Annotated in this window: 30 protein-coding genes and 1 tRNA gene; 10 read left to right on the forward strand and 21 right to left on the reverse strand. The window is 65.2% G+C overall.

All coding sequences use genetic code 11. From position 1 onward, the window contains the following. Window positions 1-28: 28 nt before the first annotated feature. The 4 genes from ACSFBF_RS17470 to ACSFBF_RS17485 all read right to left on the reverse strand — a co-directional run bounded on the left by ACSFBF_RS17470 (window position 29) and on the right by ACSFBF_RS17485 (window position 4772). Window positions 29-763, reverse strand: a complete 735-nt coding sequence (locus ACSFBF_RS17470) for an energy transducer TonB family protein (RefSeq protein WP_435469092.1) — start codon at window positions 761-763, stop codon at window positions 29-31. 10 nt (window positions 764-773) lie between these two features. Continuing rightward, window positions 774-1187, reverse strand: a complete 414-nt coding sequence (locus ACSFBF_RS17475; RefSeq protein ID WP_206173739.1) for an ExbD/TolR family protein — start codon at window positions 1185-1187, stop codon at window positions 774-776. A gap of 15 nt (window positions 1188-1202) precedes the next feature. Then, window positions 1203-3026: a DUF2341 domain-containing protein gene (locus ACSFBF_RS17480; protein ID WP_435469094.1), complete on the reverse strand. Its 1824-nt coding sequence runs from the start codon at window positions 3024-3026 to the stop codon at window positions 1203-1205. Between the two features lie 78 nt (window positions 3027-3104). Next, window positions 3105-4772, reverse strand: coding sequence for a ShlB/FhaC/HecB family hemolysin secretion/activation protein (locus ACSFBF_RS17485; protein WP_435469096.1), 1668 nt, complete (start codon window positions 4770-4772; stop codon window positions 3105-3107). A gap of 301 nt (window positions 4773-5073) precedes the next feature. Here ACSFBF_RS17485 and ACSFBF_RS17490 point away from each other — a divergent pair, with 301 nt between their 5' ends. Continuing rightward, a complete protein-coding gene (locus tag ACSFBF_RS17490) occupies window positions 5074-5439 on the forward strand; it encodes a hypothetical protein (protein WP_435469098.1) in 366 nt (121 codons plus the stop codon). 14 nt (window positions 5440-5453) lie between these two features. On the opposite strand, the gene ACSFBF_RS17495 is transcribed toward ACSFBF_RS17490, so the two are convergent. After that, window positions 5454-6215, reverse strand: coding sequence for an SDR family oxidoreductase (locus tag ACSFBF_RS17495; RefSeq protein ID WP_435469100.1), 762 nt, complete (start codon window positions 6213-6215; stop codon window positions 5454-5456). Window positions 6216-6349: 134 nt separating this feature from the next. Here ACSFBF_RS17495 and ACSFBF_RS17500 point away from each other — a divergent pair, with 134 nt between their 5' ends. After that, window positions 6350-7276, forward strand: coding sequence for a LysR family transcriptional regulator (locus tag ACSFBF_RS17500; protein ID WP_435469102.1), 927 nt, complete (start codon window positions 6350-6352; stop codon window positions 7274-7276). A 78-nt stretch (window positions 7277-7354) separates the two neighbouring features. Further along, window positions 7355-8380, forward strand: coding sequence for a Bug family tripartite tricarboxylate transporter substrate binding protein (locus ACSFBF_RS17505; RefSeq protein ID WP_435469104.1), 1026 nt, complete (start codon window positions 7355-7357; stop codon window positions 8378-8380). Window positions 8381-8388: 8 nt separating this feature from the next. Here ACSFBF_RS17505 and ACSFBF_RS17510 read toward each other — a convergent pair whose 3' ends face one another. Both ACSFBF_RS17510 and ACSFBF_RS17515 read right to left on the reverse strand, forming a co-directional pair. Next, on the reverse strand, window positions 8389-8712 hold the full coding sequence (locus ACSFBF_RS17510) for a DUF1840 domain-containing protein (protein WP_435469106.1): 324 nt from the start codon (window positions 8710-8712) through the stop codon (window positions 8389-8391). Between the two features lie 11 nt (window positions 8713-8723). Then, entirely contained in the window at window positions 8724-9992 is a 1269-nt protein-coding gene (locus ACSFBF_RS17515; protein WP_435469108.1) for a class I SAM-dependent methyltransferase, read from the reverse strand. 130 nt (window positions 9993-10122) lie between these two features. Here ACSFBF_RS17515 and ACSFBF_RS17520 point away from each other — a divergent pair, with 130 nt between their 5' ends. The 6 genes from ACSFBF_RS17520 to ACSFBF_RS17545 are packed head-to-tail and all read left to right on the forward strand — an operon-like array spanning window position 10123 to window position 17060. Then, window positions 10123-12507 (forward strand): bifunctional salicylyl-CoA 5-hydroxylase/oxidoreductase, encoded by a 2385-nt coding sequence (locus tag ACSFBF_RS17520; RefSeq protein ID WP_435469110.1) that lies wholly within the window; start codon window positions 10123-10125, stop codon window positions 12505-12507. Window position 12508: 1 nt separating this feature from the next. Further along, window positions 12509-12988: a MarR family winged helix-turn-helix transcriptional regulator gene (locus ACSFBF_RS17525; RefSeq protein WP_093059368.1), complete on the forward strand. Its 480-nt coding sequence runs from the start codon at window positions 12509-12511 to the stop codon at window positions 12986-12988. Then, window positions 12985-13839, forward strand: coding sequence for an enoyl-CoA hydratase family protein (locus ACSFBF_RS17530; protein WP_435469113.1), 855 nt, complete (start codon window positions 12985-12987; stop codon window positions 13837-13839). The genes ACSFBF_RS17525 and ACSFBF_RS17530 overlap by 4 nt, the downstream gene beginning before the upstream one ends. Window positions 13840-13843: 4 nt before the next feature. Continuing rightward, window positions 13844-15037 carry an acyl-CoA dehydrogenase family protein gene (locus tag ACSFBF_RS17535; RefSeq protein ID WP_435469115.1) on the forward strand — a complete coding sequence of 398 codons (1194 nt, stop codon included), beginning with the start codon at window positions 13844-13846 and terminating at the stop codon, window positions 15035-15037. Between the two features lie 5 nt (window positions 15038-15042). Beyond that, entirely contained in the window at window positions 15043-16665 is a 1623-nt protein-coding gene (locus ACSFBF_RS17540; protein ID WP_435469117.1) for an AMP-binding protein, read from the forward strand. Continuing rightward, on the forward strand, window positions 16662-17060 hold the full coding sequence (locus ACSFBF_RS17545; RefSeq protein ID WP_435469119.1) for a RidA family protein: 399 nt from the start codon (window positions 16662-16664) through the stop codon (window positions 17058-17060). Before ACSFBF_RS17540 ends, ACSFBF_RS17545 begins: the two co-directional genes overlap by 4 nt. On the opposite strand, the gene ACSFBF_RS17550 is transcribed toward ACSFBF_RS17545, so the two are convergent. Beyond that, window positions 17047-18030 (reverse strand): GlxA family transcriptional regulator, encoded by a 984-nt coding sequence (locus tag ACSFBF_RS17550; RefSeq protein WP_435469121.1) that lies wholly within the window; start codon window positions 18028-18030, stop codon window positions 17047-17049. The two genes, ACSFBF_RS17545 and ACSFBF_RS17550, sit on opposite strands and share 14 nt — an antisense overlap. Window positions 18031-18139: 109 nt before the next feature. Between ACSFBF_RS17550 and ACSFBF_RS17555 the strand changes: the two genes are divergently transcribed. Next, entirely contained in the window at window positions 18140-18790 is a 651-nt protein-coding gene (locus ACSFBF_RS17555) for an HD domain-containing protein (RefSeq protein WP_435469123.1), read from the forward strand. Window positions 18791-18902: 112 nt separating this feature from the next. Here ACSFBF_RS17555 and ACSFBF_RS17560 read toward each other — a convergent pair. From ACSFBF_RS17560 to rplF, 13 genes are all read right to left on the reverse strand, one after another. Next, window positions 18903-18979 (reverse strand) — tRNA-Met (locus ACSFBF_RS17560). An 18-nt stretch (window positions 18980-18997) separates the two neighbouring features. Continuing rightward, entirely contained in the window at window positions 18998-19396 is a 399-nt protein-coding gene (gene rplQ / locus ACSFBF_RS17565) for a 50S ribosomal protein L17 (protein ID WP_435469125.1), read from the reverse strand. A gap of 93 nt (window positions 19397-19489) precedes the next feature. Continuing rightward, complete coding sequence (locus ACSFBF_RS17570; protein WP_093059385.1) at window positions 19490-20479, reverse strand: DNA-directed RNA polymerase subunit alpha; 990 nt, start codon at window positions 20477-20479, stop codon at window positions 19490-19492. Between the two features lie 142 nt (window positions 20480-20621). Beyond that, window positions 20622-21245 (reverse strand): 30S ribosomal protein S4, encoded by a 624-nt coding sequence (rpsD, locus tag ACSFBF_RS17575; protein WP_009124826.1) that lies wholly within the window; start codon window positions 21243-21245, stop codon window positions 20622-20624. A 131-nt stretch (window positions 21246-21376) separates the two neighbouring features. Continuing rightward, complete coding sequence (gene rpsK, locus ACSFBF_RS17580; RefSeq protein WP_009124825.1) at window positions 21377-21781, reverse strand: 30S ribosomal protein S11; 405 nt, start codon at window positions 21779-21781, stop codon at window positions 21377-21379. A gap of 12 nt (window positions 21782-21793) precedes the next feature. Beyond that, entirely contained in the window at window positions 21794-22159 is a 366-nt protein-coding gene (gene rpsM, locus ACSFBF_RS17585) for a 30S ribosomal protein S13 (RefSeq protein ID WP_013544105.1), read from the reverse strand. Window positions 22160-22182: 23 nt separating this feature from the next. Continuing rightward, entirely contained in the window at window positions 22183-22296 is a 114-nt protein-coding gene (gene rpmJ, locus ACSFBF_RS17590; RefSeq protein WP_013544106.1) for a 50S ribosomal protein L36, read from the reverse strand. Window positions 22297-22373: 77 nt separating this feature from the next. After that, a complete protein-coding gene (gene secY / locus ACSFBF_RS17595; protein ID WP_435469129.1) occupies window positions 22374-23687 on the reverse strand; it encodes a preprotein translocase subunit SecY in 1314 nt (437 codons plus the stop codon). A 27-nt stretch (window positions 23688-23714) separates the two neighbouring features. After that, the gene (rplO, locus tag ACSFBF_RS17600; protein WP_435469131.1) at window positions 23715-24146 is read right to left on the reverse strand and encodes a 50S ribosomal protein L15; all 432 of its coding nucleotides are present in this window, start codon (window positions 24144-24146) and stop codon (window positions 23715-23717) included. A gap of 11 nt (window positions 24147-24157) precedes the next feature. Then, window positions 24158-24343 (reverse strand): 50S ribosomal protein L30, encoded by a 186-nt coding sequence (gene rpmD / locus ACSFBF_RS17605; protein WP_009124818.1) that lies wholly within the window; start codon window positions 24341-24343, stop codon window positions 24158-24160. A 24-nt stretch (window positions 24344-24367) separates the two neighbouring features. After that, window positions 24368-24886, reverse strand: coding sequence for a 30S ribosomal protein S5 (rpsE, locus tag ACSFBF_RS17610; RefSeq protein WP_093059391.1), 519 nt, complete (start codon window positions 24884-24886; stop codon window positions 24368-24370). A gap of 18 nt (window positions 24887-24904) precedes the next feature. Then, complete coding sequence (gene rplR / locus ACSFBF_RS17615; RefSeq protein ID WP_042672913.1) at window positions 24905-25270, reverse strand: 50S ribosomal protein L18; 366 nt, start codon at window positions 25268-25270, stop codon at window positions 24905-24907. Between the two features lie 14 nt (window positions 25271-25284). Beyond that, complete coding sequence (gene rplF / locus ACSFBF_RS17620; protein WP_435469133.1) at window positions 25285-25818, reverse strand: 50S ribosomal protein L6; 534 nt, start codon at window positions 25816-25818, stop codon at window positions 25285-25287. Between the last annotated feature and the right edge of the window lie 12 nt (window positions 25819-25830).

Below are 25830 nucleotides of genomic sequence, written 5' to 3' on the forward strand. Positions count from 1 at the left end.
GTGGCCCCGGCGCGGCGGTGCTCGGTACTCATGGCCGGCGCCCCCTCATGGACACGCGCATCGGAAAGCGCAGCGAGGCCGGCGGCTTCTCGTCGACGCGGTCCAGGCCGCGCAACAGCGCGAGCACCGCTTCGTCGATGTCCGGGGTGCCGGTGCCGCGCACCAGCTGCGCCCGCGTGGTCTTGCCGTCGGCGCCGAGCCACAGGTCGATCTGGATGTCGTCGAACACCAGCTGGCGGGTGCGCGGGTCGCGCGACAGCGCCTGCTGCAGCAGGCTCGACACGTAGCGCGCATACGAGCCGCTGCCAAGGCCGCCCCCGGCGCCCGTGCCGCTCATGCCGCCGCCGCTGCCAGCCTGGATGCCGAAGGCGTCGTTGCCGGCCTGGCCAGCGCTGTCCATGGTCACCGGGTCGCCCAGGTCCTTCGAGGGGCTGGGCGGGGTGTCGTCCTTCGGCGGCTCCAGGGGCTCGACCGGCTTGGGCTCTGGCTCGGTCACCGGTTTGATCTTTTCCGGCTCGGGCTCGGGCAGCTTCTCGGGCTCGGGCGGTGGCGGAGGCGGCGGTGGGGGCGGCAGCATCAGCATCGGTGCATCGGCCACCACGCGCTTCGTGCTCGCGGTGTCGCTCAGCAGATGCCACACCAGCGCCACCAGCGCGACGGCAAGCGCCAGGCCGATGACCCACCCGCCCCAGCGGCGCCACAGCCCAGCCTGCCCGCCCGCGCGGCGCGCGGTGACGGCAGAAGTCGGGTTGCGAGGGTTCACGCTGCGTTCCTCACTTCTGCTTGCCGGTCACGAGGCCGATCTGGTTCAGCTCGATGCGGCGCAGCAGGTCGAGCACGTCGATCACCTTCGCGTACTGCACGCTGGCATCGCCGCGCACGATCACGGGAAAGTCGGGCGACAGGGCCTTCTCGGTGCGCAGGCGCTCTTCGAGCTCGGGCAGCGTGACCGGATAGGCATCGAGGAACACGTTGCCCGCGTTGTCGATGGTGATGGCCTTGGTCTTGGGCTTTTCCAGCGCCACCGAGGCGCTGGCCTTGGGCAGGTCGACCTTGATGCCGGGAATGCTGGCGTTGCTGGTGAGGATGAAGATCACCAGCACCACCAGCAGCACGTCGACGAAGGGGGTGATGTTGATGCCGCCCGCGCGCTTGCGGGTGCCGAACTTGGCTGCGGTGTTTGCCATGGCGTGCTACCGGCCTCAGGCGCGCTTGGCGACGGCTTGCGGCATGGAGCGGCCTTCGCCCTGCTCTTCCGCCAGGCGCGTGACGAACTCGTCCACGAACACGGCCATGTCGGCGCCGATGGCGTCGGAGCGCGAGGCGAGCCAGTTGTAGCCGAACAGCGCGGGAATCGCGACGCCCAGGCCCGCGGCGGTACACAGCAGCGCGGCGGCCATGCCGGGCGCCACCGAGTTGATGTCCACCGCGCCGGCCATCGCCGCCACCACGAACACCAGCATGATGCCGATCACGGTGCCGAACAGGCCGACGTAGGGCGCGCCTTCGATGGTGGTGGAGAGCCAGTTCATGCGCTTGGACATGCGCTCGGTCTCGCGCACCATCACGCCGTCCATGGCGGCACGGATGGCGCCAATGGTGGCGCTCGACACAGCGCTCAGGTCGTAGCCGCGGTCATGGCGGCGGCGCATCTCGTCGATGGCCACTTCGTACAGGCGCCACAGCGACGAATCGGCACGCACATCCTCGGGCACGGTGTTGCTCACGGCCAGACGGTCGAGCGGCGCGCCGGCGGCTTCGCGAAAGTGCTCGATGAAGGCGGCGTTGGCGCGCGAGGTGGCGCCGTAGCTGCGGCCCTTGCCGATCATGATGGCCCACGACAGCACCATCATCAGGCCCAGCAGGCCGACGACGACCCATGCGTCCAGCGGCATGGCGGCGAGGATGAAGCCGAAGTGGCTCTTGCCGGCCTGCTGCTCGTCGGCGCCGAAGGCGGTGAGACGCGACTCGGCGCCTTGCGAGATGGCGTCGGCCAGCAGCAGCGCGTCGGCGCGAGCGACCTTCGACAGGCGCACTTCGTCGATGGCGCCGGTGAATGCAGCGAAGAGGGCGGCGGGCTGGGCGCCTTGTGTGACTGGTGCGATGGGCGCGGTGGGCGCGGTGGCCGGTGCATCAGCGCCGAGCGCGGCGGCCGTGTTCAGCGCCGGCAGCTTCGCCGCCAGCGACACGGTTGAACGGCCACCGACGAAGAGCGTCACTTTCTCGCCTTCGGCCTTCACCGCGATGTGCGACCACTGGCCGGCCTGGATCGGTTGGCCCGGCGCGCTGCGCTGGCCGTTGACCTGCACGAAGGGCACACCCTGGTCGATACCGACCACGAGCTCGCCGGCGCCGTCGCGGCGCGTGTAGATCGCCTGGCGTGCGCCGAGCTGGTCGGGCCGGACCCATGCGGAGAAGGTGAGCGTGCCGCCGGCCTGAACGGCGAGCGATGGCGTGGCCGGCAGCATCAGCGCGCCGCTGCCCAGCTGCGCGCCCTTGCCGATGACGGTGCCTTCGACGGGCACGGCCGAGGTCTGGCCGTTGTTGCCGTAGGCCGTGGTGTCGCGCGGCGGCACGGCGCCTTCGGCGAAGTGGTAGACCAACGTGTAGTCGGGGTCAAAGCTGCGCTGGCCATTGCCCGAGGCCGGGGCCTTCGGGTTGCCGTAGTACATCCACAGCTTCTGCGGCGTGCCGGCCGAAACGTTGGGCACATCGACCCAGATCAGCGCCATGCCCAGCAGCGGATCGAACTGCTCGATCTGGTGGTTCAGCACGGTCTTGTCGTCGGCTGCTACGAAGCGCAGGTCGGCACCGGTCTCGCTCACGCCCTCGAATTTGAAGTTGCCCGTGTGCAGGCGCACCAGCACCGGCATGCGGCCGGCATCGCTGCCAATGGCGCCGGCCTGCGGACCACCGTCGACGGTGACTGGCTTGCGGTAAGACCACTCGGCTTGCCACCAGGCGTGGGCCAGGCCCGGCAGGAGCGTGCTCAGCAGCGTGAGCACGATGAAAAGAATGCGGCGCATGACAGGGTTCTCCGGAAAGCTCGTGGGTGACAACGATGAAAAATGGAAGAAGAAAAAGGAGACGGCGGCTTGCGTGGATCAGTAGTTCGCGGTGAGGCTGAAATTCACGCGCGGGTCGTGCTTCTTCGTGCGCGGGCCGTCGGTGAGCGGGTAGCCGATATCGACGCGGCCCGCGAGGTACTGGCCAAGCTTGAAGGTGGTGCCCACACCGACCGAGTACAGCGAGAAGCGGTCTTCCTGCTCAGGCAGCGGGCTCTTCAGGCGCAGCCGCGCCGCATCGGCGAAGGCGTACACGCGCCAGTTCTCGACCGCGCTGCCGAGATAGGTCAGCGGCTGGCTGCGCAGCTCGACCGAGCCCACCACGCCGTAGTCGCCGGTGGCTTCGGCCGAGAGATAGCCGCGCACCGAGTTCATGCCGCCGCCGGCGATCTGCTCGCTCGACACCAATGACGAATCGGTCATCTGCCCGTTGAAGCGGAAGGCCAGCTGCGAGCCGCCGTCGAAGGTGTGCGTGCCGTTGAGGTCGGTCTTCAGCACCATGAAGCTGGGCGAGGCCTTGTAGCGCTTGTAGTCGAAGGCCTGCCAGTCGCTGCCGTACTTGAATGAGCTGCTGGTGCCCACCACCAGCGAGATGCCCACGCCGTACTGGCTGTTCTCCGACTGGCGCAAGCCCGAGTAAGACAGCGTGATCGGCGCGTACTTGAGCGGCACGGTGTCGCCGCTGCCCTTCAGCGTGAGCGCTTCCTTGTTGTTCTTGAAGTCGATGCCGACGCTGAACGCGTGCCACCAGTTGCCGGCATTGGGCACGGTGTAGGTCGCCTTCAGGCCGAACGAGTGGCCCTTGCCGAGCACGTCGGTGCCGCCCACGGTGGCCACGTTGCTGTCGGACGAGAGGGCATTGGCTTCCAGGCTCCAGTTGGTGCCCGGCAGCGGTGCGGTGTATGAAGCCGAGACCACCTTCGTCTGGCTCAGGTCCTGCGGCGCGCCGAAGAAGCTGATGGAGGCGCTGTGGCCCAGTTGCCAGAGGTTGTCGTGGCCGATCGATGCGGTGGCGCGCAGCTTGCGCGTGTCGGCGCTGTAGTCGTTGTTGAGGCCGACGCTGGCGCGCCACGGGCTCGAGTCCTCGACCTTGAGATCGACGTCCATGGTGCCCGGCATGCTGCCCTGGCGCACCAGCGGCATCACCTGCCGCTTGGGGCCGCGGTTGAGCGCGGTGAGTTCGGCCTGTGCCTTGTTGAAGTTGGGCACGCTGCCCTCCTTCAACGCCGGCACCTGGTCGCGCACGTCGAGCGGCGAGTTGTACTCGGCGCCCACCACGCGCACGCGGCCCACGCGGGTCTCGTTGACCTGCAGGAACACGACGCCCTGCGTCACCTGCTGCTCGGGCAGATCGACATACACCGACTGGTAGCCCGCAGCCTGGTAGGCCGCGAGCAGCGCGTCGCGCGCGCCTTCCACGTCCTTCAGCGTGCGCTCGGGGCCGAGGAAGGGCGTGACCGCCTTCTCGATGGCGCGCGCGTCGAGCACGGTGTTGCCGCGCACGATGTATTCGGCGATGTCGACCTTGCGCGCGGGCTCGACGGCTGCGGCTACGGCCGCGGCCGGAGTCGCGGCGGGTGCCGCAGGTGCAGATGCGGGCGCTTGGGCGAAGGCGGCTCCCTGCGCGCCCATCGCCATCACTGCCAGCCACACTGCGCGACGACAGCGTCCCGGCGGGCCTTTCTCGTTCTTCTTGATTGCATGCATTTGAAGCTCTGTTCCCAAGGAATGAAGCGCGCCTGGCAGCGGCTCATCGGGGAGAGCTTTCGTGTCGCTGCGGCGTACCCTACCTAGACGCACTGCATGCGCGGCGACTGTCGTTTGTCACGAAAACTTCATCAACAAAATGTCACCCAGACCTCTCCGGCCGGTTTTTCATACTTAAGAAGAAGGGCCTCTGCGCGGGGAACGTTTTCTTTGCGCGCGAGGGCTGTTCCCCCGGCGTCTTTTCAATGACTTGCCCGATGCATAGACTGCGCGGACGCCGATGGCGCAATGGAGGTGCAGGATGCGGGTGGTTTGTCTGTACGGCGTCGCGGCAGCCTTGGCGTTGGGCTGCTGCGTGAGCGCATTGGCGCAGGCGAACGATGCGGCTGCTGCCCGGCCCTGCGTGGAAGTGACCGTCAACGGCGAGCGGACACCCTCATACGATTGCCTGACGGAGAAGCTGCGCCCCGCGGCCTCGGCGCGCGCACCTGACGCGGCGCAGCCCGGCATGGCCTCGGAAGCGATGGTGCAGAAGCCATCGAATCAGCTCGGGCTGTTCAACCGGGCGGCAACCGGCCACCGCATGGGCAACACCTTCGGGACCTCGGTCTACCCGCAGCGGCCACCAGCAGCAGCGCCGTCGTCGCCACTGATTCCGCGCCCCTAGCAGAGGCAGGCCGCTCAGGCTGCAAAGCCGCCGTCGATGTTCAGGCTGGCGCCGGTCACGAACGCAGCCTCCGGGCTGGCCAGGTAGCCGACCATGCCGGCGATTTCTTCCGGGCGGGCGTGGCGGGCCAGCGCCATCAGTCCATGCATGGCTGCGGCGTTGGGACCGTCGACCGGATTCATGTCGGTGTTGACCGGGCCGGGCTGCACGTTGTTGACCGTGATGCCGCGCGGGCCGAGGTCGCGCGACAGGCCCTGCACCAGGCCGACCAGCGCCGATTTGCTCATCGCATAGGCGCTGCCACCGGGCCATGGCATGCGCTCGGCGTTGGTGCTGCCGATGTTGATGATGCGGCCGCCTTCGCCCATGTGGCGCGAGGCCGCCTTGGCGGCGACGAACACGGCGCGCACGTTGATGTCCAGCGTCTTGTCGAAGTCCTCGAGCGAGAAGTCGTCGAGGGTGCCGCCGAGGAACACGCCGGCGTTGTTCACGAGGATGTCAATCTTGCCGAGGGCACGGGCCGCTTCGTCGATGCCGGCGGTGAGAGCCGCGGCGTCGGCGCTGTCGATCTTCAGCGCGAGGGCGCGGTCGCCTTCGGACTGGATGCTGCGCACCAGTTCGTCGGCCGGGGCGGCCGAGCTGGCATAGCTGAAGGCCACGGCGGCGCCGTCGCGCGCCAGGCGGCGCACGATGGCCGCGCCGATGCCGCGCGAACCGCCGGTGACGAAGGCGACCTTGCCGGTCAAGACGGGAGAAGAAGCAGTGCTGGAAGTCATGATTTTTCCGATCAGGTGAAAGAAGAAAGGAGGAAGAAGGCCTCCAGTGTCGGCACTTCATTCCCTCGGCGGTAGCCATCAATTGGCGCAATCAAATTCAACCCAAAGTTGAAGATGAGAATGACAATGCGGCGATGGAACCGCTCAATCACCTCGAATCCTTCGTGCAGAGCGCAGAGGGCGGCAGCTTCTCGGCCGCCGCCCGGCGCCTGGGGCTGACGCCGGCCGCGGTCAGCAAGAACGTGGCGCGGCTCGAAGCGCGGCTGGGTGTGCGGCTGTTCCAGCGCAGCACGCGCAGCCTCACGCTCACCGAGGGCGGCGAGCGCTTCCTGGCGCAGATCGGCCCCGCGCTGGCCACGCTGCAGGAGGCCGTGGCCGGCATCGACACCGACGACGGCCAGCCCGCCGGCACGCTGAAGGTGAGCATGGGCCAGGCCTTCGGACGCGAGCATGTGCTGCCGTTGATGGGCGACTTTCTCGCGCGCTACCCGGCCATCCTGCCGGACTGGCATTTCGACAACCAGCAGGTCGACCTGGTCGGCGAGGGCTTCGACGCGGCCATCGGCGGCGGCATCGAGCTGTCGGCCGGGCTGGTGGCGCGGGAGCTGGCGCGCATCCACGTGGTGGCGGTGGCCTCGCCGCGCTACATGGAGGGGCGCAAGCGGCCGCGACAGCCCTCGGACTTGGCGGCGCTGGACACCCTGCTGCGCCGCTCCTCGCCTACCGGGCGACTGCGCAGCTGGACGCTGCGGCATGCGCGCGGTGAGGAGGCAACAGTCGACCTGCCCCGGCCGCGCGCGATCTTCAACGACCCCGAAGCCATCGCGCATGCGGCGCTGATGGGGCTGGGCGTAGCGATGCTGCCGATGCCCTTCGTGGAGCGCGGGCTGCGCAGTGGCGAGCTGCTGCGGCTGCTGCCCGAATGGCACCAGGACGCGGGCGCGGTGTGGCTCTATTACCCGAGCAAGAAGCTGCTGCCGCCGAAGACGCGCGTGTTCATCGACTTCGTGCTGGAGCGTTTTCGCAACGAGCGGTTTGCGCAGCGGATGCAGGTGGCCTGAGCCGACCGTGCGTCGACCCACCGGCTCACGGGGTTTTCACCCGCGACGCCCGCGGCGCGCACCTGTACAAACGCGCGCATGACTTCTTCTTTCTCTCTCTTCAAGCCCAGTCGCCGCACCGCGCTGGCCGCCTCCGTAGCCACCGCCCTGACCCTGATGGCCGCCCCTTCGTGGGCCCAAGGCACCTGGCCGACCAAGCCGGTGCGCATCGTCGTGCCGTTTGCGGCCGGCGGCACCACAGACATCCTGGCGCGCGCCGTGGCGCCCGAGCTGTCGAAGGCCTTCGGCCAGCAATTCATCGTGGACAACCGCGCGGGCGCTGGCGGCAACGTGGGCGCCGAGATCGTGGCGCGCGCGCCGAACGACGGCTACACGCTGCTGATGGGCACGGTGGGCACGCACGGCATCAACCGCGCGCTGTACCCCAAGCTGCCCTTCGACCCGATCAAGGACTTCGCGCCCATCACGCTGGTGGCCGCCGTGCCGAACGTGATGGAGATGAACGCCGACAAGGCGAAGACGCTGAACATCCGCAACGTGCAGGACTTCATCAAGTACGCCAAGGCCAACCCGGGCAAGCTGAACATGGCGTCGAGCGGCAGCGGCACGTCGATCCATCTTGCGGGCGAGCTGTTCAAGAGCATGACGGGCACCTTCATGGCGCACATCCCGTACAAGGGCTCGGGCCCGGCGCTGCTGGACATGGTGGGCGGCAACGCCGATGTGATGTTCGACAACCTGCCCTCGTCGATGGCGCAGATCAAGGCCGGCAAGCTCACGGCGCTGGCCGTGACGAGCGCGCAGCGTTCGCCTGCCCTGCCGGACATTCCGACGGTGGAAGAAGTGGGAGGCCCGTCGCTCAAGGGCTTCGAGGCGAGCTCGTGGTTCGGGTTGCTGGCGCCGGCCGGCACCTCGCCCGAGATAGTGAACCGGATTCAGCAGGAAGTGGCCAAGTCGCTGAGCACGCCGGCCATCAAGGAAAAGATGCTCGCGCAGGGCGCGATTCCGAGCGGGAATTCACCCGCCGACTTCACGAAGCTCATTGCGAGCGAGCATGTGAAGTGGGCGAAGGTGGTGAAGGATTCTGGAGCGAAAGTGGACTGACTGACCGATCAGGTCTTCCAGGTCACGTCTTTCTTTTCGGCCAGCGAATCCTTGAGCATGTGGAGCAGGGGAATCGCACGCTGGTGTAGCCCGACATGCTGCTTCTCGGCCTCGTTGGCGTGGCCTTCGACGGCGTAGTCGTCGTTGTTGTGGGCGTTGGAGCCCTCGCGCGCCAGGGCGGCTTCGAGGGCCGCGATGGCGCCGGGGATCTGCTCGACAGTGATGATGCCTTGCGGGGCCGCCGACTTGCCGACGATGTCTAGCAGCTGGCGCGCATGCACTTCGAGCATCACGAAGTCGGGGGAGGCTCGGGACTGGAATCGATAGAGCATGGTGTTTTCACTCACTTGTAGATGTAGTCACGGGCAAAAGGGTACACCGATTGCGCGCCGCGCAAAACGCCATGTTCGACCTTTCCGTCGGGCCTGGTGGACAGCATCTGGTGCAGCGAGATCCAGCCCTGCTCGAAGCTCATGGCCGAGCCTGCGAGGTACAGGCGATAGGCCCGCAGCACGCGCTCGGCGTTCTCGCCCTGGCGGCCGCCGCTGCGCTGCAGCACCTCGCGCGCGGCGTCGAGCTGCGCCTCGAGTGCATCCGACCATGCCCAGAGCGTGCGCGCATAGTGCGGGCGCAGGCTCTCGGTGTCGACCATCTCCAGGCCGGCCGCGGCCGTCTCGCGCAGCACGTGCGTCACGTGCAACAGCTCGCCGCCGGGGAAGATGTATTTCTCGATGAAGTCGCCCATGCCGGCGCCCAACTGGCGGTAGTTGAGCTCGCCCGAGGTGATGCCATGGTTCATGACCAGGCCGCCCGGCTTCAGCAGCGAATGGATCTTTCGGAAGTAGGTCGGCATGTTGGCCGCGCCCACGTGCTCGAACATGCCGACCGACGAGATCTTGTCGAAGGGCTGGTCGACCGGCACCTCGCGGTAGTCGCGCAGCTCGACACGCACGCGGCCCTGCAGGCCCTTCTGCTCGATGAGCCGCTGCACGTAGGCATGCTGGTTCTTCGACAGCGTGATGCCGGTGGCGTCCACGCCGTAATGCTCGGCCGCCCACAGCAGCAGCGCGCCCCAGCCGGAGCCGATGTCGAGGTAGCGCTCGCCCGGCTGCAGCATGAGCTTGCGGCAGATGTGGTCGAGCTTGGCTTCCTGCGCCTGCGCCAGCGTGAGGTCGGGCGTGCGGAAGTAGGCGCATGAATACACCCGGCGCGGGTCCAGCCACAGCGCGTAGAAATCGTCGGAGACGTCGTAGTGGAACTCGATCTGGGCCGCGTCCTTGCGCAGCGAGTGCGAGCCGTGCGACTTGGCCATGTGCTGCAGGCGGCTCCACCAGCCGGTGTCGGTTTCGGCCGGGTTGCCGGGCAGCATGCCGACGGTGGCGTCGATCAGGTCGCGCATGGCGCCCTCGATCTGCACCTTGCCCTCGACATACGCCTCGCCGATGGCCCCCACCTGCCGGGCCGCCAACTTGGCGAGCACCGTCCATTCCTTGAAAGCCAGCGTGACGCGGGCTCCCGCCTGGGCAACGCGCCGGCCATCTGGCAGCTCCAGCGCGATGGGGACAGGCAGCGAAGCCAGCTGCGACTCGATCTTGGGTATCAAGTTTTGCATGGGGCCCATGGTATTGATTTTTCAAAGGGTTTGCATCACTACCCGTGTCAGCGGGGGCCGCGAGGGCGCGCCGGGCGGTCGGTACGAATCGGGATTGACACAGGATTGTTTATGTCTAAACTATTGAACCATGAACAGCCTCAGCCCGCTCAAATCCGCTCCCGCTTCGGACCTCCAGCGCATCCTGTGCATTGGCGGGGGGCCAGCGGGTCTCTATTTCGCCCTGTTGATGAAGGCGCGCAACCCCGCGCTGCAGATCACCGTGGTGGAACGCAACCGCCCCTTCGACACCTTCGGCTGGGGCGTAGTACTGAGCGACCAGACGCTGGGCAACCTGCGCGCGGCCGACGCCGACACCGCGGCGCTCATCGGCAACGAGTTCCACCACTGGGACGACATCCAGGTGTTCTTCAAGGGCCGCCAGGTGCGCTCGGGGGGCCACGGCTTCTGCGGCATCGGCCGCAAGCGGCTGCTGAACATCCTGCAGGAGCGCTGCCTCGCGCTCGGCGTCGACCTGGTGTTCGAAACCGACGCCACCGACGACCAGGCCATTGCCGCGCAGTACAAGGCCGATCTGGTGATCGCCAGCGACGGCCTCAACAGCCGCATCCGCCAGCGCTACGCCGACGTCTTCAAGCCCGACGTCGATCTGCGCAACTGCCGCTTCGTGTGGCTGGGCACGCACCAGACCTTCGACGCCTTCACCTTCGCCTTCGAACAGACCGAGCACGGCTGGTTCCAGGCGCATGCCTACCAGTTCGACGACAAGACTTCGACCTTCATCGTCGAGACGCCTGAAGCCGTGTGGAAGGCCCATGGCCTCGACCAGATGGAACAGCCCGAGGCCATCGCCTTCTGCGAGAAGCTGTTCGCCAAGTACCTCGGCGGCCACTCGCTGATCAGCAATGCCACGCACCTGCGCGGCTCCGCCAACTGGATCCGCTTTCCGCGCGTGGTGTGCGAGCGCTGGACGCACCGCATCGACGTCGAAGGCCGCTCGGTGCCCGTGGTGCTGATGGGCGACGCCGCGCACACGGCGCACTTCTCCATCGGCTCGGGCACCAAGCTCGCGCTGGAAGACGCGATCGACCTGGCCAACGAATTCGCGCAGGGCGGCACCGTCGACCACGTGCTCGAAGGCTACGAGGCTCGCCGCAGCGTCGAAGTGCTGAAGATCCAGAACGCCGCGCGCAACTCCACCGAATGGTTCGAGAACGTGCCGCGCTACACCGGCATGCAGATCGAGCAGTTCGCCTATTCGCTGCTCACGCGCTCGCAGCGCATCAGCCACGAGAACCTGCGCGTGCGCGACACGCAATGGCTGGGCGGCTACGAGCAGTGGCTGGCGGGCGGCAAGGCCATGGCGCCGATGCTCATGCCCTACAAGGTGCGCGGGCTCACGCTGAAGAACCGCATCCTGGTGTCGCCGATGGCCACCTACAGCGCGGTCGACGGCGTGCCGCAAGACTTTCTGCTCGTGCACCTGGGTGCACGCGCGCTCGGCGGGGCCGCGATGGTGTTCGTCGAGATGACGAGCCCGACGCCCGAAGGTCGCATCACGCCGGCCTGCACGGGCCTGTACAACGACACGCAGCAGGCCGCGTTCAAACGCATCGTCGATTTCGTGCACACGCAATCGAGCGCGAAGATCGCCATGCAGCTCGGCCACAGTGGCCCGAAGGGCTCCACCCGCGTAGGCTGGGAAGGTACCGACGAGCCGCTCGAAAGCGGCAACTGGCCGCTGCTGGCCGCAAGCGCGCTGCCCTACGGCGAACAGAACCAGCTGCCCGCCGCCATCACGCGCACCGAGATGGACACGCTGCGCGACCAGTTCGTCGACTCCACCCGCCGCGCCGTCGAATGCGGCTTCGACTGGCTCGAGCTGCATTGCGCGCACGGCTACCTGTTGTCTGCCTTCATCAGCCCGCTCACGAACCTGCGCACCGACGAATACGGCGGCAGCATCGAGGCCCGCTGCCGCTACCCGCTCGAAGTGTTCCGCGCCATGCGCGCCGTGTGGCCAGCGGACAAGCCCATGAGCGTGCGCATCTCCGCGCACGACTGGGCGCCCGGCGGCAACACCGATGCCGACGCAATCGTGATCGCACGCCTCTTCAAGGAAGCCGGCGCCGACTTCATCGACGTTTCTTCCGGCCAGACCACGCGCGACGCGAAGCCGGTGTACGGCCGCATGTACCAGACACCGTTCTCGGACCGCATCCGCAACGAAGTCGGCATTTCGACCATCGCCGTTGGCGCCATCACCGATGCCGACCAGGCCAACAGCATCATCGCCGCCGGCCGCGCCGACCTGTGCGCCGTCGCGCGCCCACACCTGGCAGACCCGGCATGGACGCTGCACGAAGCCGCCAAGCTGCAGAGCCGCGACGTCGACTGGCCCAAGCAGTACCTGAGCGGGCGCGACCAGATGTACCGAGAGATCGCCAAGCAACAGCAGCTCGCAGCGGCAGCGAATGCCGCGATGGCCGCACAAAGCGGCGAGGAGACGCACTGACATGGACCTCGAAGCGCGCGCGCACAGCGAACACCCCGAAGCACTGCGGCTCTGGCTGCGGCTGCTCACCTGCACCCAGCTCATCGAGAAGCAGGTACGCAACGAACTGCGCTCGCAGTTCGCCACCACGCTGCCGCGTTTCGACCTGATGTCGCAGCTCGAACGCTCGCCCGACGGTCTGAAGATGAACGAGCTCTCGCGCCGCATGATGGTGACGGGCGGCAACGTGACCGGCATCACCGACCAGCTCGTGACCGAAGGGCTGGTCGAGCGCATCAACGTCGAGGGTGACCGCCGCGCCTGGCGCGTGCGCCTCACGCCGCGCGGGCGCAAGCTCTTCAACGAGATGGCGCAGCAGCATGAAGACTGGATCGTCGAGGCCTTCGCGGGCCTCAGCGGCAAGGAGATCTCGCAGCTCCACAAGCTGCTCGGCAAGGTCAAGGAACACTCACACAACCAATTGATAGTGGAGACCGAATGAAGCACTACATCGGCGCAGGCAACCCCATGCGCGCGCAATTCGAAGCGAAGGCAGCCTACAAGGCCGAGCACTTCGCATGGAGCTACGAGGCCGGCGTCGGCACCATCACGCTGAACCGGCCGGAGCGCAAGAACCCGCTCACGTTCGACTCGTACGCCGAGTTGCGCGACCTGTTCCGAGCGCTGAACTACGCGACCGACGTGAAGGCGCTCGTCGTGACCGGCGCGGGCGGCAACTTCTGCTCGGGCGGCGACGTGCACGAGATCATCGGCCCGCTGACCGGCATGCGCATGCCCGAGCTGCTGGAGTTCACGCGCATGACAGGCGACCTGGTGAAGGCGATCCGTGCGTGCCCGCAGCCGATCGTCGGCGCCATCGACGGTGTGTGTGCCGGCGCCGGCGCGATGATTGCGCTGGCTTGCGACCTGCGCTATGGCTCGCCCGCCACGCGCACCGCATTCCTCTTCACGCGTGTGGGCCTTGCGGGTGCTGACATGGGCGCCTGTGCGCTGCTGCCGCGCGTGATCGGCCAGGGTCGCGCCTCGGAACTGCTGTTCACCGGCCGTGCGATGACGGCGCAGGAAGGCCACGCCTGGGGCTTCTTCAACGCACTGCACGAAGGCGATGCGCTGCTCGAAGCCGCTACCAAAGTGGCGCGCGAACTGGCCGAAGGCCCGAGCTTCGCGCACGGCATGACGAAAACGATGCTGTCGCAGGAATGGTCGATGACCATCGACCAGGCCATCGAGGCCGAAGCACAGGCACAAGCCATCTGCATGCAGACCGAAGACTTCAAGCGCGCATACGAAGCCTTCGCGGCCAAGCGCAAGCCCGTGTTCGGCGGAGACTGACGCGATGATGACCAAAGCCCCCGCCCCGCCATCGACCGCGCACCTGGCGCTGCCGTTCTTCGACGACGCGCATCGCGCGCTCGCCGACGGCCTGCTGCCCTGGGCCGCCGCGCAGGAAGTCGACGAGCGCGATGACCGCGCCGCTTGTCGCGACTGGGTTCAACGGCTCGGCGCCGGTGGCTGGCTGCGCTACTGCGTGCCGGGTACGTCCGGCGGAGCACTGGAACGACTCGACTCGCGCGCCCTCGTGCTGCTGCGCGAGACGCTCGCCTTTCACTCGCCGCTCGCCGACTTCGCGTTCGCGATGCAGGGCCTCGGAAGCGGAGCGATCACGCTTGCAGGCACGCCGGAGCAGCACGCGAACTACCTGACGGCAGTGGCCAAGGGCAGCAAAATCGCAGCCTTCGCGCTCAGCGAGCCCGAAGCAGGCTCCGACGTGGGCGCAATGGCAATGCGCGCCGAAGCGACCGCCGACGGCTGGAAGCTCAACGGTGAGAAGACCTGGATCAGCAACGGCGGCATCGCCGACTTCTACTGCGTCTTCGCGAAGACCGACCCCACCGGTGGCACGCGCGGCATCACGGCCTTCATCGTCGATGCGACGACGCCCGGCCTCGACACCTCCGCGCACATCGACGTGATGGCGCCGCACCCACTGGCCACGCTGCGCTTCGAGAACTGCATCGTGCCGCGCACGGCGCAGCTCGGTGAGCTCAACGGCGGCTTCAAGCTCGCGATGCGCACGCTCGACATCTTCCGCGCTTCGGTGGCGGCTGCCGCACTCGGCATGGGCCGTCGCGCGTTGGCAGAGGCCATTGCGCATTCGAAGAGCCGCCGCATGTTCGGCCAGACACTGGCGGACTTCCAGCTCACGCAGGCCAAGCTCGGCGAGATGGCAGCGCTGATCGACAGCGCAGCGTTACTCACGTACCGCGCTGCGTGGATGCGCGACGACGCAGAGCAACGCGGTGCACCGGCAGTGGGCGACGTCTCTGCCGCAGCCGCAATGGCCAAGATGTGCGCCACCGAAAACGCAAGCCGCGTGATCGACATGTCGCTGCAGATGCACGGCGGCCTCGGCGTGAAGGTTGGCACGAAGATTGAAAGCCTCTACCGCGACATCCGCTCGCTGCGCATCTACGAAGGCGCGACGGAAGTCCAACAACTGATCATCGGTAAATCTGTTCTGCGGGGATAAACACCGTGTCTGCCCAAGTCGACCGCTTCGTTCACGACCGCCTGCCGCCTGCCGCGCAGCTGCCCGTCTTTCGTTACGAACTGCCCGAGCTGCAGTTGCCCGACCAGCTGAACCTGGTCGAGGAGTTGCTCGACAAGGCAGCAGCCAATGGCCTCGGCGACAAGCCGATGCTGCGTTCGCCGCAGGGCACGCTGACGTACGCGCAAGCGGCCGTCGAGGTCAATCGCATTGCGCAGGTGCTGACAGAAGACCTCGGGCTCGTGCCGGGCAATCGCGTGCTGCTTCGCGGCGGCAACTCGGTGGCCATGGCGCTGTCGTGGCTCGCGGTGGTGAAGGCCGGGCTGATCGCGGTGGCAACGATGCCGTTGCTGCGCGCGAAGGAGCTGGGCGAGATCATCGAGAAGGCGCAGCCCGTGGCCGCGCTGTGCGATGGCCGCTTGCTCGACGAGCTCGTGATCGCTCAGCAGGCCCATCCGGTGCTCGCCACGGTGATTGCATTCAACAAGCCTGAAGCGGAAGACTCACTCTCTACACGCGCGGCGAAGAAGAGCGGCGTGTTCAAGGCCTGCCCCACGGCATCGGACGATATCGCGCTGCTGGCCTTCACATCGGGCACCACGGGCAGGCCGAAGGCGCCCGTCACCACGCACCGCGATGTGCTCGCGATGTGCGAGACCTGGCCGCGCCATGTGCTGCGCGCGCGCAGCGACGACATCGTGGTGGGCTCGCCGCCGCTGGCCTTCACCTTCGGCCTCGGTGGGCTGCTGGTATTCCCGATGTGGGCAGGGGCTTCGGTCTATTTTCCCGATGCGCCGTTCACGCCCGAGGGGCTGGTGAAGCTCATCAACGAGGTCGGCGCGACCATCTGCTACACGGCGCCTACGTTCTATCGCCAGATGGCGCCGTTCGTGAAGCAGCACGGCATGCCCGGCCTGCGCATCAGCGTGAGTGCAGGCGAGGCCCTGCCCGACGCCACGCGCCAACTGTGGAAGGACGCTACCGACATCGAGATGCTCGACGGCATCGGCGGCACCGAGGTGTTCCACATCTACATTTCGGCAGCGGGCGACGACGTGCGCCGCGGCGCGGTCGGCAAGGTAGTGCCCGGCTTCACCGCGAAGGTGGTGGACAACGAAGGCAACGAAGTGCCGCGCGGCACGGTCGGCAAACTTGCGCTGCAGGGGCCTGTGGGTTGCCGCTATCTCGACGACCCGCGCCAGGCCGACTACGTGAAGAACGGCTGGAACTATCCGGGCGATTCGTTCGTGCAGGACGACGACGGCTACTTCTTCTACCAGGCACGCGCCGACGACATGATCATCACGGCCGGCTACAACGTCGGCGGCCCCGAGGTCGAAGACGCGCTGCTCAAGCATTCGGCCGTGGCCGAGTGCGGCGTGATCGGCAAGCCCGATGCCGACCGCGGCATGATCGTGAAAGCGTTCTGCGTCCTCAAGCCCGGCAACGAGGGCAACGCAGCCCTCGTGAAGGCGCTGCAGGACCACGTGAAGGCAACGATCGCGCCTTTCAAATACCCGCGGGAAATCGAGTTCGTGCCGGTGCTGCCGCGCACCGAAACCGGCAAGCTCCAGCGATTCAAACTGAGACAACTCAACACAACATCATGATCCACAAACTCCTGCAGCCCGAAGGCTGGCTGCCTCCCAAAGGCTATGCGAACGGCGTTGCCGCACGCGGCACGACGCTGTTCGTCGGCGGACAGATCGGCTGGAATGCGCAGCAGCAGTTCGAGTCGGACGACTTCATCGAGCAATGCGGCTTAGCGCTGCGCAACATCGCCGAAGTGCTACGCGCAGGCGGCGCGGGTCCCGAGCACATGGTGCGCATGACCTGGTATGTGACTGATCGGGACGAATACAGCAGCCGGCTCGCCGAACTCGGCCCCGTCTACCGCGATGCGATGGGCCGCAGCTTCCCGGCCATGACCTGCGTGCAGGTGGCGGCACTGGTCGAGCACCGCGCGAAGGTCGAGATCGAGGTGACGGCGGTCATTCCGGACTGACTGACGCCGTCCCGAAGCGCTTGCGGTACTCCGCGGGCGTGATGCCGACCTGCCGCTGGAACGCGCGGCGCAGCGTGTCGGCATCGGCGAATCCGCATTCGTATGCCACCTGCTTGGGTGCCGCGTCTCCAGCCTCCAGCAGGCGGCGCGCGGCGGCCACGCGAACGTCTTCCACCCACGCTGCGGGTGTGACCCCGACCTCCTGCCTGAAGAGCCGCGCAAAGTGGCGTTCGCTGAGACCCATGCGCGCCGCGAGATTCGCGACGCTGTGATCCTCGGCAGGGTTGGCCGCGATCCAGCGCTGGACCTCCTGCAGGGCCGAACGGCCTGTGGGCGCGGTCCCGCCCTTGCGGCTGAACTGCATCTGGCCGCCGGGGCGCTTGAAGAACATCACGAGCTGCGCCGCAACCTTCATGGCGATGTCGCGGCCGAGGTCTTCCTCCACCAGTGCGAGCGACAGGTCCAGGCCCGCCGTGACACCGGCAGCGGTGCGCAGGCGGCCGTCGCGCACATGGATGGCATCGGCGTCGACGGTGACTGAGGGATAGTCTTTCGCGAGCTGGTCGGCCACGGCCCAGTGCGTGGTGACGCGCCGGCCGTTCAAGAGCCCGGCCTGGGCCAGCACAAAGGCACCGCTGCAGACCGAGCCGAAGCGACGCACCTTGGGTGTCTGCTGCCTAAGCCAGACGGTCACATTGGCATCGGACGCTGCGCCGGCCGCGTGCGGAGAGCCCGCGACCAGCAGCGTGTGTATGGGCTCGTCCATTGCATCGCCGATGATTGCATCGGGCATGAGCCGTACTCCCGAGGAACTGCGAACGGGCCCTCGCCGGGTTGCGATCACCTGCAACCTGTAGGCCTGCGCGCGGGCTTGCAGGTTGGCCTCGGCGAACACGTCGAGCGGGCCGGACACGTCCAGCAACTGGACGCCGGGCATGGCGAGGACGGCGATGGTCTTCGGAGCTTTCATGGATCTGTGGCGCTTTCGGACGGGCAATGTCTGGATTCGCCGCTCCACGTCGATTGAAGCCATCACAGCCTACTCCTAAAGTTGTCTCAACTTCACAGGAGAAATCCACATGGCTTTGACGACGACGGATATCGAAGGGGTGCGCATCCCCGACAGCACGCTCGCATGCGAGATCACGGAACTGGTTCGGGACACGGCCCCACCGCTGCTCTTTCACCATTCGAGCCGGGTCTACTACTTCGGCGCGCTCGCCGGCAAGCGCCGCGGGCTGACCTTCGACCCTGAGTTGCTGTACGCCGGAGCGATGTTCCACGACATGGGGTTGCTGAAGAAGCACAGCAGCGCGCATGAGCGCTTCGAAGTCGACGGCGCGAACGTGGCGCGCGACTTCCTGCGCGGGCACGGGATCTCGCAGCAGGACATCGACCTGGTGTGGACTGCGATCGCGCTGCACACGACGCCCGGTATTCCGCAGCACATGCACCCGGTGGTGGCACTGGTCACGGCTGGCGTCGAGATGGACGTGCTGGGTCTGACCTACAAGGAGTACAGCGAGGCCGAGCGCACGAAGGTCGTGCATGCGCATCCGCGCACCGAACACTTCAAGGAAGACATCATCCAGGCCTTCTACGACGGCATCCGGTGCAAGCCTGAGACGACGTTTGGCAACGTCAAGGCAGACGTGATCGCGGACAAGGAGCCGCACTTCCACCGGGGCAATTTCTGCAGCGTGATTCGCTGCTCGGCCTGGCACGGTTAAGACTGAGAGAGAGCGCGAATTCCGGAAACAAAAAACCCTCTTTGCGAGGGCTTTTCAATTCATTTACCGACCAAGAAAAAAGGCCCTTTGAAATTCAAAGGGCCTTTTAAATTGGTTGCGCGAGCAAGATTTGAACTTGCGACCTTTGGGTTATGAGCCCAACGAGCTACCAGGCTGCTCCATCGCGCGGCAAGATGGAATTATAGCTTAATCAGCAGCGTTTTGCTCGGCTGCTTCTTCTTTAATTTCAGGACGGTCGACCAGTTCGACGAGTGCCATCGGAGCGTTGTCGCCCACGCGGAAACCCATCTTCAGAATGCGGGTGTAGCCGCCCGGACGCGCGGCGAAACGCGGGCCGAGTTCGCCGAAGAGCTTGACGACGCTGTCGCGGCTGCGCAGGCGGTCGAAAGCCAGGCGCTTGTTGGCCAGCGTGGGCTTCTTGGCGAGCGTGATCATTGGTTCGATGACGCGGCGCAGTTCCTTGGCCTTGGGGACCGTGGTCTTGATGACTTCGTGCTCGATGAGCGAATTCATCATGTTCTGCAGCATCGCAAGGCGGTGCGAGCTGGTGCGGTTGAGTTTGCGGAGTCCGTGTCCGTGACGCATGGTGCTTTCCTTTACTTTATAAAAACAGGCAGCCGTGTCAGGTACTGCCCGGTGCACTGGCCCTTTTAAGGGGGCCTATTTCAAAAATTCAAATCAACGCTTGTCGAGACCGGCCGGCGGCCAGCTTTCGAGCTTCATACCCAAGGTCAGGCCGCGCGAAGCGAGGACTTCCTTGATTTCGTTGAGCGACTTGCGACCCAGGTTCGGGGTCTTGAGCAGCTCGTTTTCGGTGCGCTGGATCAGATCACCGATGTAGTAGATGTTTTCGGCCTTCAGGCAGTTGGCCGAACGCACGGTGAGCTCGAGCTCGTCGACAGGGCGCAGCAGGATCGGATCGAATTGCTGTGCACTGCGCGGTGCCGGTGCATCGAATGCAGCGAGTTCGCCGCCTTCGAGCTGCGCAAACACGGCGAGCTGTTCGACCAGGATTTTAGCCGATGCGCGCACGGCGTCTTCGGCAGTGATCGCACCGTTGGTTTCGATTTCAACCAGCAGCTTGTCGAGGTCGGTACGCTGTTCGACACGGGCGCTTTCGACCGTGTAGCTCACGCGCTTGACGGGCGAGAACGACGCGTCGAGGACGATGCGGCCAATCGACTTGGTCGGCTCGTCGGCGTAGCGGCGCATCGTGCCGGGCACATAGCCGCGACCCTTTTCGACCTTGATCTGCATGTCGAGCTTGCCGCCTTGCGACAGGTGCGCGATCACGTGGTCGGGGTTGATGATCTCGACGTCGTGCGGGGTCTGGATGTCCGACGCCAGGACCGGGCCTTCGCCGTCCTTGCGCAGGCTCAGCGTGACTTCGTCGCGGTTGTGGAGCTTGAACACCACGCCCTTGAGATTCAGCAGGATGTTGACGACATCTTCCTGCACGCCGTCGATCGACGAGTACTCATGCAGAACGCCAGCGATCGTGACTTCGGTGGCCGAGTAGCCGACCATGGACGACAGCAGAACGCGACGCAGCGCGTTGCCGAGCGTGTGGCCGTAGCCGCGCTCGAAAGGTTCGAGCGTGACCTTGGCCTTGTTGGGGGCAAGTTGCTCGACCTGGATGGTCTTGGGTTTCAGCAGGGTGGTTTGCATGCAGACTTCCTCTCAATACCCCCGGCTCGTTACACCGGTAAGGCTGGTGAAGCACCTGATCCGCGACGAAGCGCGGAGCAGGAACGTGAACAACAATATCAATCTCCCGCCGGCGCAAAGACGTGCAAGCGGGTAGAAAAAATCAACGCGAATACAGTTCGACGATCAGCGATTCGTTGATGTCGGCGGCGAATTCGTCGCGATCGGGCACCTTCTTGAACGTGCCTTCGGCCTTGTCGGCATTCACGTCGACCCAAGCCGGAATACCGACTTGCTGGGCGAGTTGCAGCGCTTCGACAATGCGGTTCTGCTTCTTCGACTTGTCGCGCACGGCGATCACGTCGCCGGTCTTGACCAGGTACGACGGGATGTTGACCGACTGGCCATTCACCGTGATCGCCTTGTGCGACACGAGCTGGCGCGCTTCTGCGCGGGTCGAGCCGAAGCCCATGCGGTAGACGACGTTGTCCAGGCGCGATTCGAGGATGAACAGCAGGTTGGCGCCGGTGTTGCCACGGCGGCGATCGGCTTCTTCGAAGTAGCGACGGAATTGCTTTTCGAGCACGCCGTACATGCGCTTGACCTTCTGCTTTTCACGCAGTTGCAGGCCGTAGTCGGAAGTGCGCTGACCCGAGGTGCGACCGTGCTGGCCGGGCTTGGAGTCGAACTTGGCCTTGTCCTGGATCGAACGGCGGGCGCTCTTCAGGAACAGGTCGGTGCCTTCACGGCGGGAAAGTTTGGCCTTGGGGCCGAGGTAACGTGCCACGATTTTTCCTTTGTGTCATCTGCCGCAGTTGCCTGCGGGAGCCATCGGCGAAACGCGGATGGCGGTGGGCTTAGTTAAAAAACAAATGCGCAGCCGCTATTCAAAGCCGGCTGCGCCTTGCGGACTGACGATCAGATGCGGCGACGCTTCTGGGGACGGCAGCCGTTGTGCGGAACGGGCGTCACGTCGGCAATGGAATTGATCCGGATGCCGAGCGCAGCCAGTGCGCGCACCGACGATTCGCGACCGGGGCCCGGGCCCTTGATCTCGACGTCGAGGTTCTTGATACCTTGTTCGACAGCAGCACGGCCGGCCACTTCGGAAGCCACCTGCGCAGCGAACGGCGTCGACTTGCGCGAGCCCTTGAAGCCCTGGCCACCCGACGAAGCCCACGACAGGGCGTTGCCCTGGCGATCGGTGATCGTGATGATGGTGTTGTTGAACGAAGCGTGCACGTGAGCGATACCGTCCGCGACGTTCTTGCGAACCTTCTTGCGAACGCGCTGTGCGGCGTTGTTTGCAGGTGCTTTAGCCATGCTGTTCTATCCTTATTTCTTCAGGGACTGCGCAGCCTTGCGCGGACCCTTGCGGGTGCGGGCGTTGGTGCGCGTGCGCTGGCCGCGCATCGGCAGGCCGCGACGGTGACGGAAGCCGCGATAGCAGCCGATGTCCATCAAACGCTTGATGTTCATCGTCGTCTCGCGACGCAGATCGCCTTCGATGGTGAACAGAGCGATCTGGTCGCGGATCTTTTCGAGATCGGCGTCGGTCAGATCCTTGATCTTCTTCGAATATTCGATGCCGCTCGCTTCGCAGATCTGACGGGCGCGGGTGCGACCGATGCCGAAGATGGCGGTCAGGCCGATTTCAGCGTGCTTGTGCGGCGGAATGTTGATGCCAGCAATACGTGCCATGTGCGTCCTCTAATACTCTTCAATCAACCCTGGCGCTGCTTGTGGCGCGGGTCGGTGCAAATCACACGCACCACACCTTTACGGCGGATGACCTTGCAATTACGGCAGATGGTTTTGACCGAAGCCGAAACTCTCATTTCATTCTCCTAAAACTGTTTAACGTGGCGGTACACCGCCCACTCACCCAATATTCTCAATACTGAAACTCACAGCCCTACGATGTCTTGAAGTTCGCCTTCTTCAGCAGCGATTCGTACTGCTGGGACATCATGTAGTTTTGCACCTGGGCCATGAAGTCCATCGTGACGACCACGATGATCAGCAGGGAGGTACCACCGAAGTAGAACGGCACGTTGTACTTCAGGATCAGGAACTCGGGCAGCAGGCAGACGAAGGTGATGTACACCGCGCCGGCCAACGTCAGGCGAACCAGAATCTTGTCGATGTAGCGAGCGGTCTGGTCACCCGGGCGAATGCCAGGAATGAATGCACCACTCTTCTTCAGGTTGTCGGCCGTTTCCTTGCTGTTGAACACGAGTGCCGTGTAGAAGAAGCAGAAGAAAACGATCGCAGCAGCGTACAGCAGCACGTAGATCGGCTCGCCCGGACGCAGTGCGCCGGCAACGTCCTTGATCCAGCGGAAGCCGCCTTCACCGGTGCTGAACCAGCCAACCACCGTTGCGGGCAGCAGGATGATCGACGAAGCGAAGATCGGCGGAATCACACCGGCCATGTTCAGCTTCAAGGGCAGGTGCGACGACTGGCCGCCATAGACCTTGTTACCGACCTGGCGCCGCGCATAGTTCACGAGGATCTTGCGCTGGCCGCGTTCGACGAACACCACGAAGTAGGTGACCAGCACCACCACCGCGACGATGAAGAGCGCGATGATGACATTCATGGCACCGGTACGCACCAGCTCCAACAGGCCACCGATGGCGTTGGGCAGGCCGGCCGCGATACCTGCAAAGATCAGGATCGAGATGCCGTTGCCCAAGCCGCGTTCGGTGATCTGCTCGCCGAGCCACATCAGGAACATCGAACCTGCCGTCAGGCTCACCATAGCGGTCAGGCGGAAGCCGAAACCGGGCGAGATGACCAGACCGGCCGACGATTCGAGCGCCACTGCGATGCTGAACGACTGGAACAGAGCCAAGCCCAACGCACCATAGCGCGTGTACTGCGTGATCTTGCGGCGGCCGGCCTCGCCTTCCTTCTTCAATTGCTCGAAGGTCGGAAGCACGTAGGTCATCAGCTGCATGATGATCGACGCCGAGATGTACGGCATGATCCCCAACGCGAACACGGTGAAGCGCGACAGCGCCCCGCCCGAGAACATGTTGAACAGGCTCAGAATGCCGCCCTGCTGGCCCTGGAACAGCGCCGCCAGCTGGTCCGGGTTGATACCCGGCACAGGAATGTGTGCGCCAATCCGGTAGACCACGAGCGCGAGCAGCAAAAAGACGAGCCGACGACGAAGGTCGCCGAACTTGCCTGTTTTTGCGATCGTTGCCGCGTTAGTTGCCACGAAGAACTTCTTTCAGTCCGATGGTAATCAGGCGATGCTGCCGCCGACTGCTTCGATCGCAGCCTTGGCCCCAGCCGTTGCGCCCACGCCCGTCAGCTTGACGGCCTTGGTGAGCTCACCGGTCTTGACGATCTTGACGACTTTGGCGAGCTGACCCACGAGGCCGGCTTGCTTCAGCGCCAGGACGTCCACTTCGGCCAAGCCGAGCTGCTCGAGGGCAGTCAGCGTGACTTCAGCATTGAACTTCAGCAGGTGCGACTTGAAGCCACGCTTCGGCAGGCGACGCTGCAGCGGCATTTGACCGCCCTCGAAGCCGACCTTGTGGAAACCGCCTGCGCGCGACTTCTGGCCCTTGTGACCGCGACCTGCGGTCTTGCCGATGCCGGAGCCGATACCGCGGCCGACGCGGCGCTTGGCGTGCTTGGCGCCATCCGCCGGCTTGATGCCATTGAGTTCCATATCAGTCTCTCTTACAGAACTTTGACCAGATAACTGATCTTGTTGATCATGCCGCGCACCGCAGGGGTGTCTTGCAGCTCGCTCACGCTGTTGAGCTTGCGCAGGCCGAGGCCACGCACGGTCGCGCGATGCGATTCCTTGGTACCGATCGGGCTCTTGACCAATTGGACCTTGAGGGTTTGTTGTTGCGTCGTCATTTGAATGCTTCTTTCGGCTTGCGCTTAAGCGAAGATTTCTTCGACGGTGAGGCCGCGCTTGGCAGCCACCTGGCCCGCCGTCGTCGAGTTCTTCAACCCGTCGAGCGTGGCGCGAACCATGTTGTAGGGGTTCGACGAACCATGGCTCTTGGCCACGATGTCGGTGATACCCATCACTTCGAACACGGCGCGCATCGGGCCGCCGGCGATGATGCCGGTACCCTTGGGAGCCGGGTACATCACGACCGTCGCAGCGCCATGGTGGCCTTGCACCTGGTGATGCAGCGTGCCGTTCTTGATCGAAACCTTCAGCAGGTTGCGACGCGCTTCTTCCATGGCCTTCTGCACTGCAGCGGGCACTTCCTTCGACTTGCCCTTGCCCATGCCGACGCGACCATCACCATCACCGACCACGGTGAGTGCTGCGAAACCGAGGATACGACCACCCTTCACCACCTTGGTGACGCGGTTGATCGCGATCATCTTCTCGCGCAAACCGTCCTCGGGGCCTTCGTTCTGCGTTCTTGCCTGAATCTTTGCCATTTTGAATCTCGTGTCCGGTTAGAACTGCAGGCCGGCTTCGCGGGCGGCCTCGGCCAGCGCCTTGACGCGGCCGTGGTATGCGAAACCTGCGCGATCGAAGGCGACCTTCTCGACGCCGGCAGCCTTCGCCTTTTCAGCGATGCGCTTGCCGACGGCGGTGGCTGCAGCGGCATTGCCGCCTTTGCCCGAACCGCCGAGCGAGGTACGCACTTCGGCTTCTGCCGTCGATGCGGTTGCAATCACCTTGGTGCCGTCGTCGGAGATGACGGTCGCGTAGATGTGCAGGTTGGTGCGGTTCACCGTCAGACGGGCCACGCCCTGCGTCGCGATGCGAATGCGGGTCTGGCGCGAGCGGCGAAGACGCTGTGCTTTTTTGGTCAACATCATTTTGCTGCCCCTTACTTCTTCTTGGTCTCTTTGATCACGATCTTCTCGTCCGCATAGCGGATGCCCTTGCCCTTGTAGGGCTCTGGCGGACGAACAGCGCGGATCTCAGCGGCGATTTGACCAACGCGCTGACGGTCAGCACCCTTGATCACGATTTCGGTCGGGGTCGCAGTGGCCACCGTGATGCCTTGCGGCATGTCGATGTTGACCGGGTGCGAATAACCGACTTGCAGGTTCAGCTTGTTGTTGGACGCTGCAGCCTTGTAGCCGACGCCAATCAGGTTGAGCTTCTTCTCGAAGCCCTTCGTGACGCCGACGACCATGTTGTTCACCAGCTGCCGAATCGTGCCGCTCATCGCATTCGCTTCACGCGACTCGTTGGCGGGCTCGAAGCTCAGCTTGCCGTCATTGCTGGCGACCTTCACCAGCGCGTTGCGCGCGAGGCTGAGCATGCCGCCCGTGCCCTTGACGCTGATCTGGTCTTCCTTGATCGACACATCCACGCCTGCGGGGATGGTGATCGGCATTTTTCCTACTCGGGACATTTCAGTAACTCC

This window comes from Variovorax nivicola (assembly GCF_051216475.1).
Taxonomy (GTDB): Bacteria; Pseudomonadota; Gammaproteobacteria; order Burkholderiales; family Burkholderiaceae_C; genus Variovorax.

Excerpts from the sequence above, each read along its gene's own strand:
- ACSFBF_RS17475 (WP_206173739.1), bottom strand. The coding sequence starts at position 1,187 with ATGGCAAACACCGCAGCCAAGTTCGGCACCCGCAAGCGCGCGGGCGGC.
- ACSFBF_RS17480 (WP_435469094.1), bottom strand. The coding sequence starts at position 3,026 with ATGCGCCGCATTCTTTTCATCGTGCTCACGCTGCTGAGCACGCTCCTG.
- ACSFBF_RS17485 (WP_435469096.1), bottom strand. The coding sequence starts at position 4,772 with ATGCATGCAATCAAGAAGAACGAGAAAGGCCCGCCGGGACGCTGTCGT.
- ACSFBF_RS17490 (WP_435469098.1), top strand. The coding sequence starts at position 5,074 with ATGCGGGTGGTTTGTCTGTACGGCGTCGCGGCAGCCTTGGCGTTGGGC.
- ACSFBF_RS17495 (WP_435469100.1), bottom strand. The coding sequence starts at position 6,215 with ATGACTTCCAGCACTGCTTCTTCTCCCGTCTTGACCGGCAAGGTCGCC.
- ACSFBF_RS17500 (WP_435469102.1), top strand. The coding sequence starts at position 6,350 with ATGGAACCGCTCAATCACCTCGAATCCTTCGTGCAGAGCGCAGAGGGC.
- ACSFBF_RS17505 (WP_435469104.1), top strand. The coding sequence starts at position 7,355 with ATGACTTCTTCTTTCTCTCTCTTCAAGCCCAGTCGCCGCACCGCGCTG.
- ACSFBF_RS17510 (WP_435469106.1), bottom strand. The coding sequence starts at position 8,712 with ATGCTCTATCGATTCCAGTCCCGAGCCTCCCCCGACTTCGTGATGCTC.
- ACSFBF_RS17515 (WP_435469108.1), bottom strand. The coding sequence starts at position 9,992 with ATGCAAAACTTGATACCCAAGATCGAGTCGCAGCTGGCTTCGCTGCCT.
- ACSFBF_RS17520 (WP_435469110.1), top strand. The coding sequence starts at position 10,123 with ATGAACAGCCTCAGCCCGCTCAAATCCGCTCCCGCTTCGGACCTCCAG.
- ACSFBF_RS17525 (WP_093059368.1), top strand. The coding sequence starts at position 12,509 with ATGGACCTCGAAGCGCGCGCGCACAGCGAACACCCCGAAGCACTGCGG.
- ACSFBF_RS17530 (WP_435469113.1), top strand. The coding sequence starts at position 12,985 with ATGAAGCACTACATCGGCGCAGGCAACCCCATGCGCGCGCAATTCGAA.
- ACSFBF_RS17535 (WP_435469115.1), top strand. The coding sequence starts at position 13,844 with ATGATGACCAAAGCCCCCGCCCCGCCATCGACCGCGCACCTGGCGCTG.
- ACSFBF_RS17545 (WP_435469119.1), top strand. The coding sequence starts at position 16,662 with ATGATCCACAAACTCCTGCAGCCCGAAGGCTGGCTGCCTCCCAAAGGC.
- ACSFBF_RS17550 (WP_435469121.1), bottom strand. The coding sequence starts at position 18,030 with ATGAAAGCTCCGAAGACCATCGCCGTCCTCGCCATGCCCGGCGTCCAG.
- ACSFBF_RS17555 (WP_435469123.1), top strand. The coding sequence starts at position 18,140 with ATGGCTTTGACGACGACGGATATCGAAGGGGTGCGCATCCCCGACAGC.
- rplQ (WP_435469125.1), bottom strand. The coding sequence starts at position 19,396 with ATGCGTCACGGACACGGACTCCGCAAACTCAACCGCACCAGCTCGCAC.
- ACSFBF_RS17570 (WP_093059385.1), bottom strand. The coding sequence starts at position 20,479 with ATGCAAACCACCCTGCTGAAACCCAAGACCATCCAGGTCGAGCAACTT.
- rpsK (WP_009124825.1), bottom strand. The coding sequence starts at position 21,781 with ATGGCTAAAGCACCTGCAAACAACGCCGCACAGCGCGTTCGCAAGAAG.
- rpsM (WP_013544105.1), bottom strand. The coding sequence starts at position 22,159 with ATGGCACGTATTGCTGGCATCAACATTCCGCCGCACAAGCACGCTGAA.
- rpmJ (WP_013544106.1), bottom strand. The coding sequence starts at position 22,296 with ATGAGAGTTTCGGCTTCGGTCAAAACCATCTGCCGTAATTGCAAGGTC.
- rplO (WP_435469131.1), bottom strand. The coding sequence starts at position 24,146 with ATGGAACTCAATGGCATCAAGCCGGCGGATGGCGCCAAGCACGCCAAG.
- rpmD (WP_009124818.1), bottom strand. The coding sequence starts at position 24,343 with ATGACGACGCAACAACAAACCCTCAAGGTCCAATTGGTCAAGAGCCCG.
- rpsE (WP_093059391.1), bottom strand. The coding sequence starts at position 24,886 with ATGGCAAAGATTCAGGCAAGAACGCAGAACGAAGGCCCCGAGGACGGT.
- rplR (WP_042672913.1), bottom strand. The coding sequence starts at position 25,270 with ATGTTGACCAAAAAAGCACAGCGTCTTCGCCGCTCGCGCCAGACCCGC.
- rplF (WP_435469133.1), bottom strand. The coding sequence starts at position 25,818 with ATGTCCCGAGTAGGAAAAATGCCGATCACCATCCCCGCAGGCGTGGAT.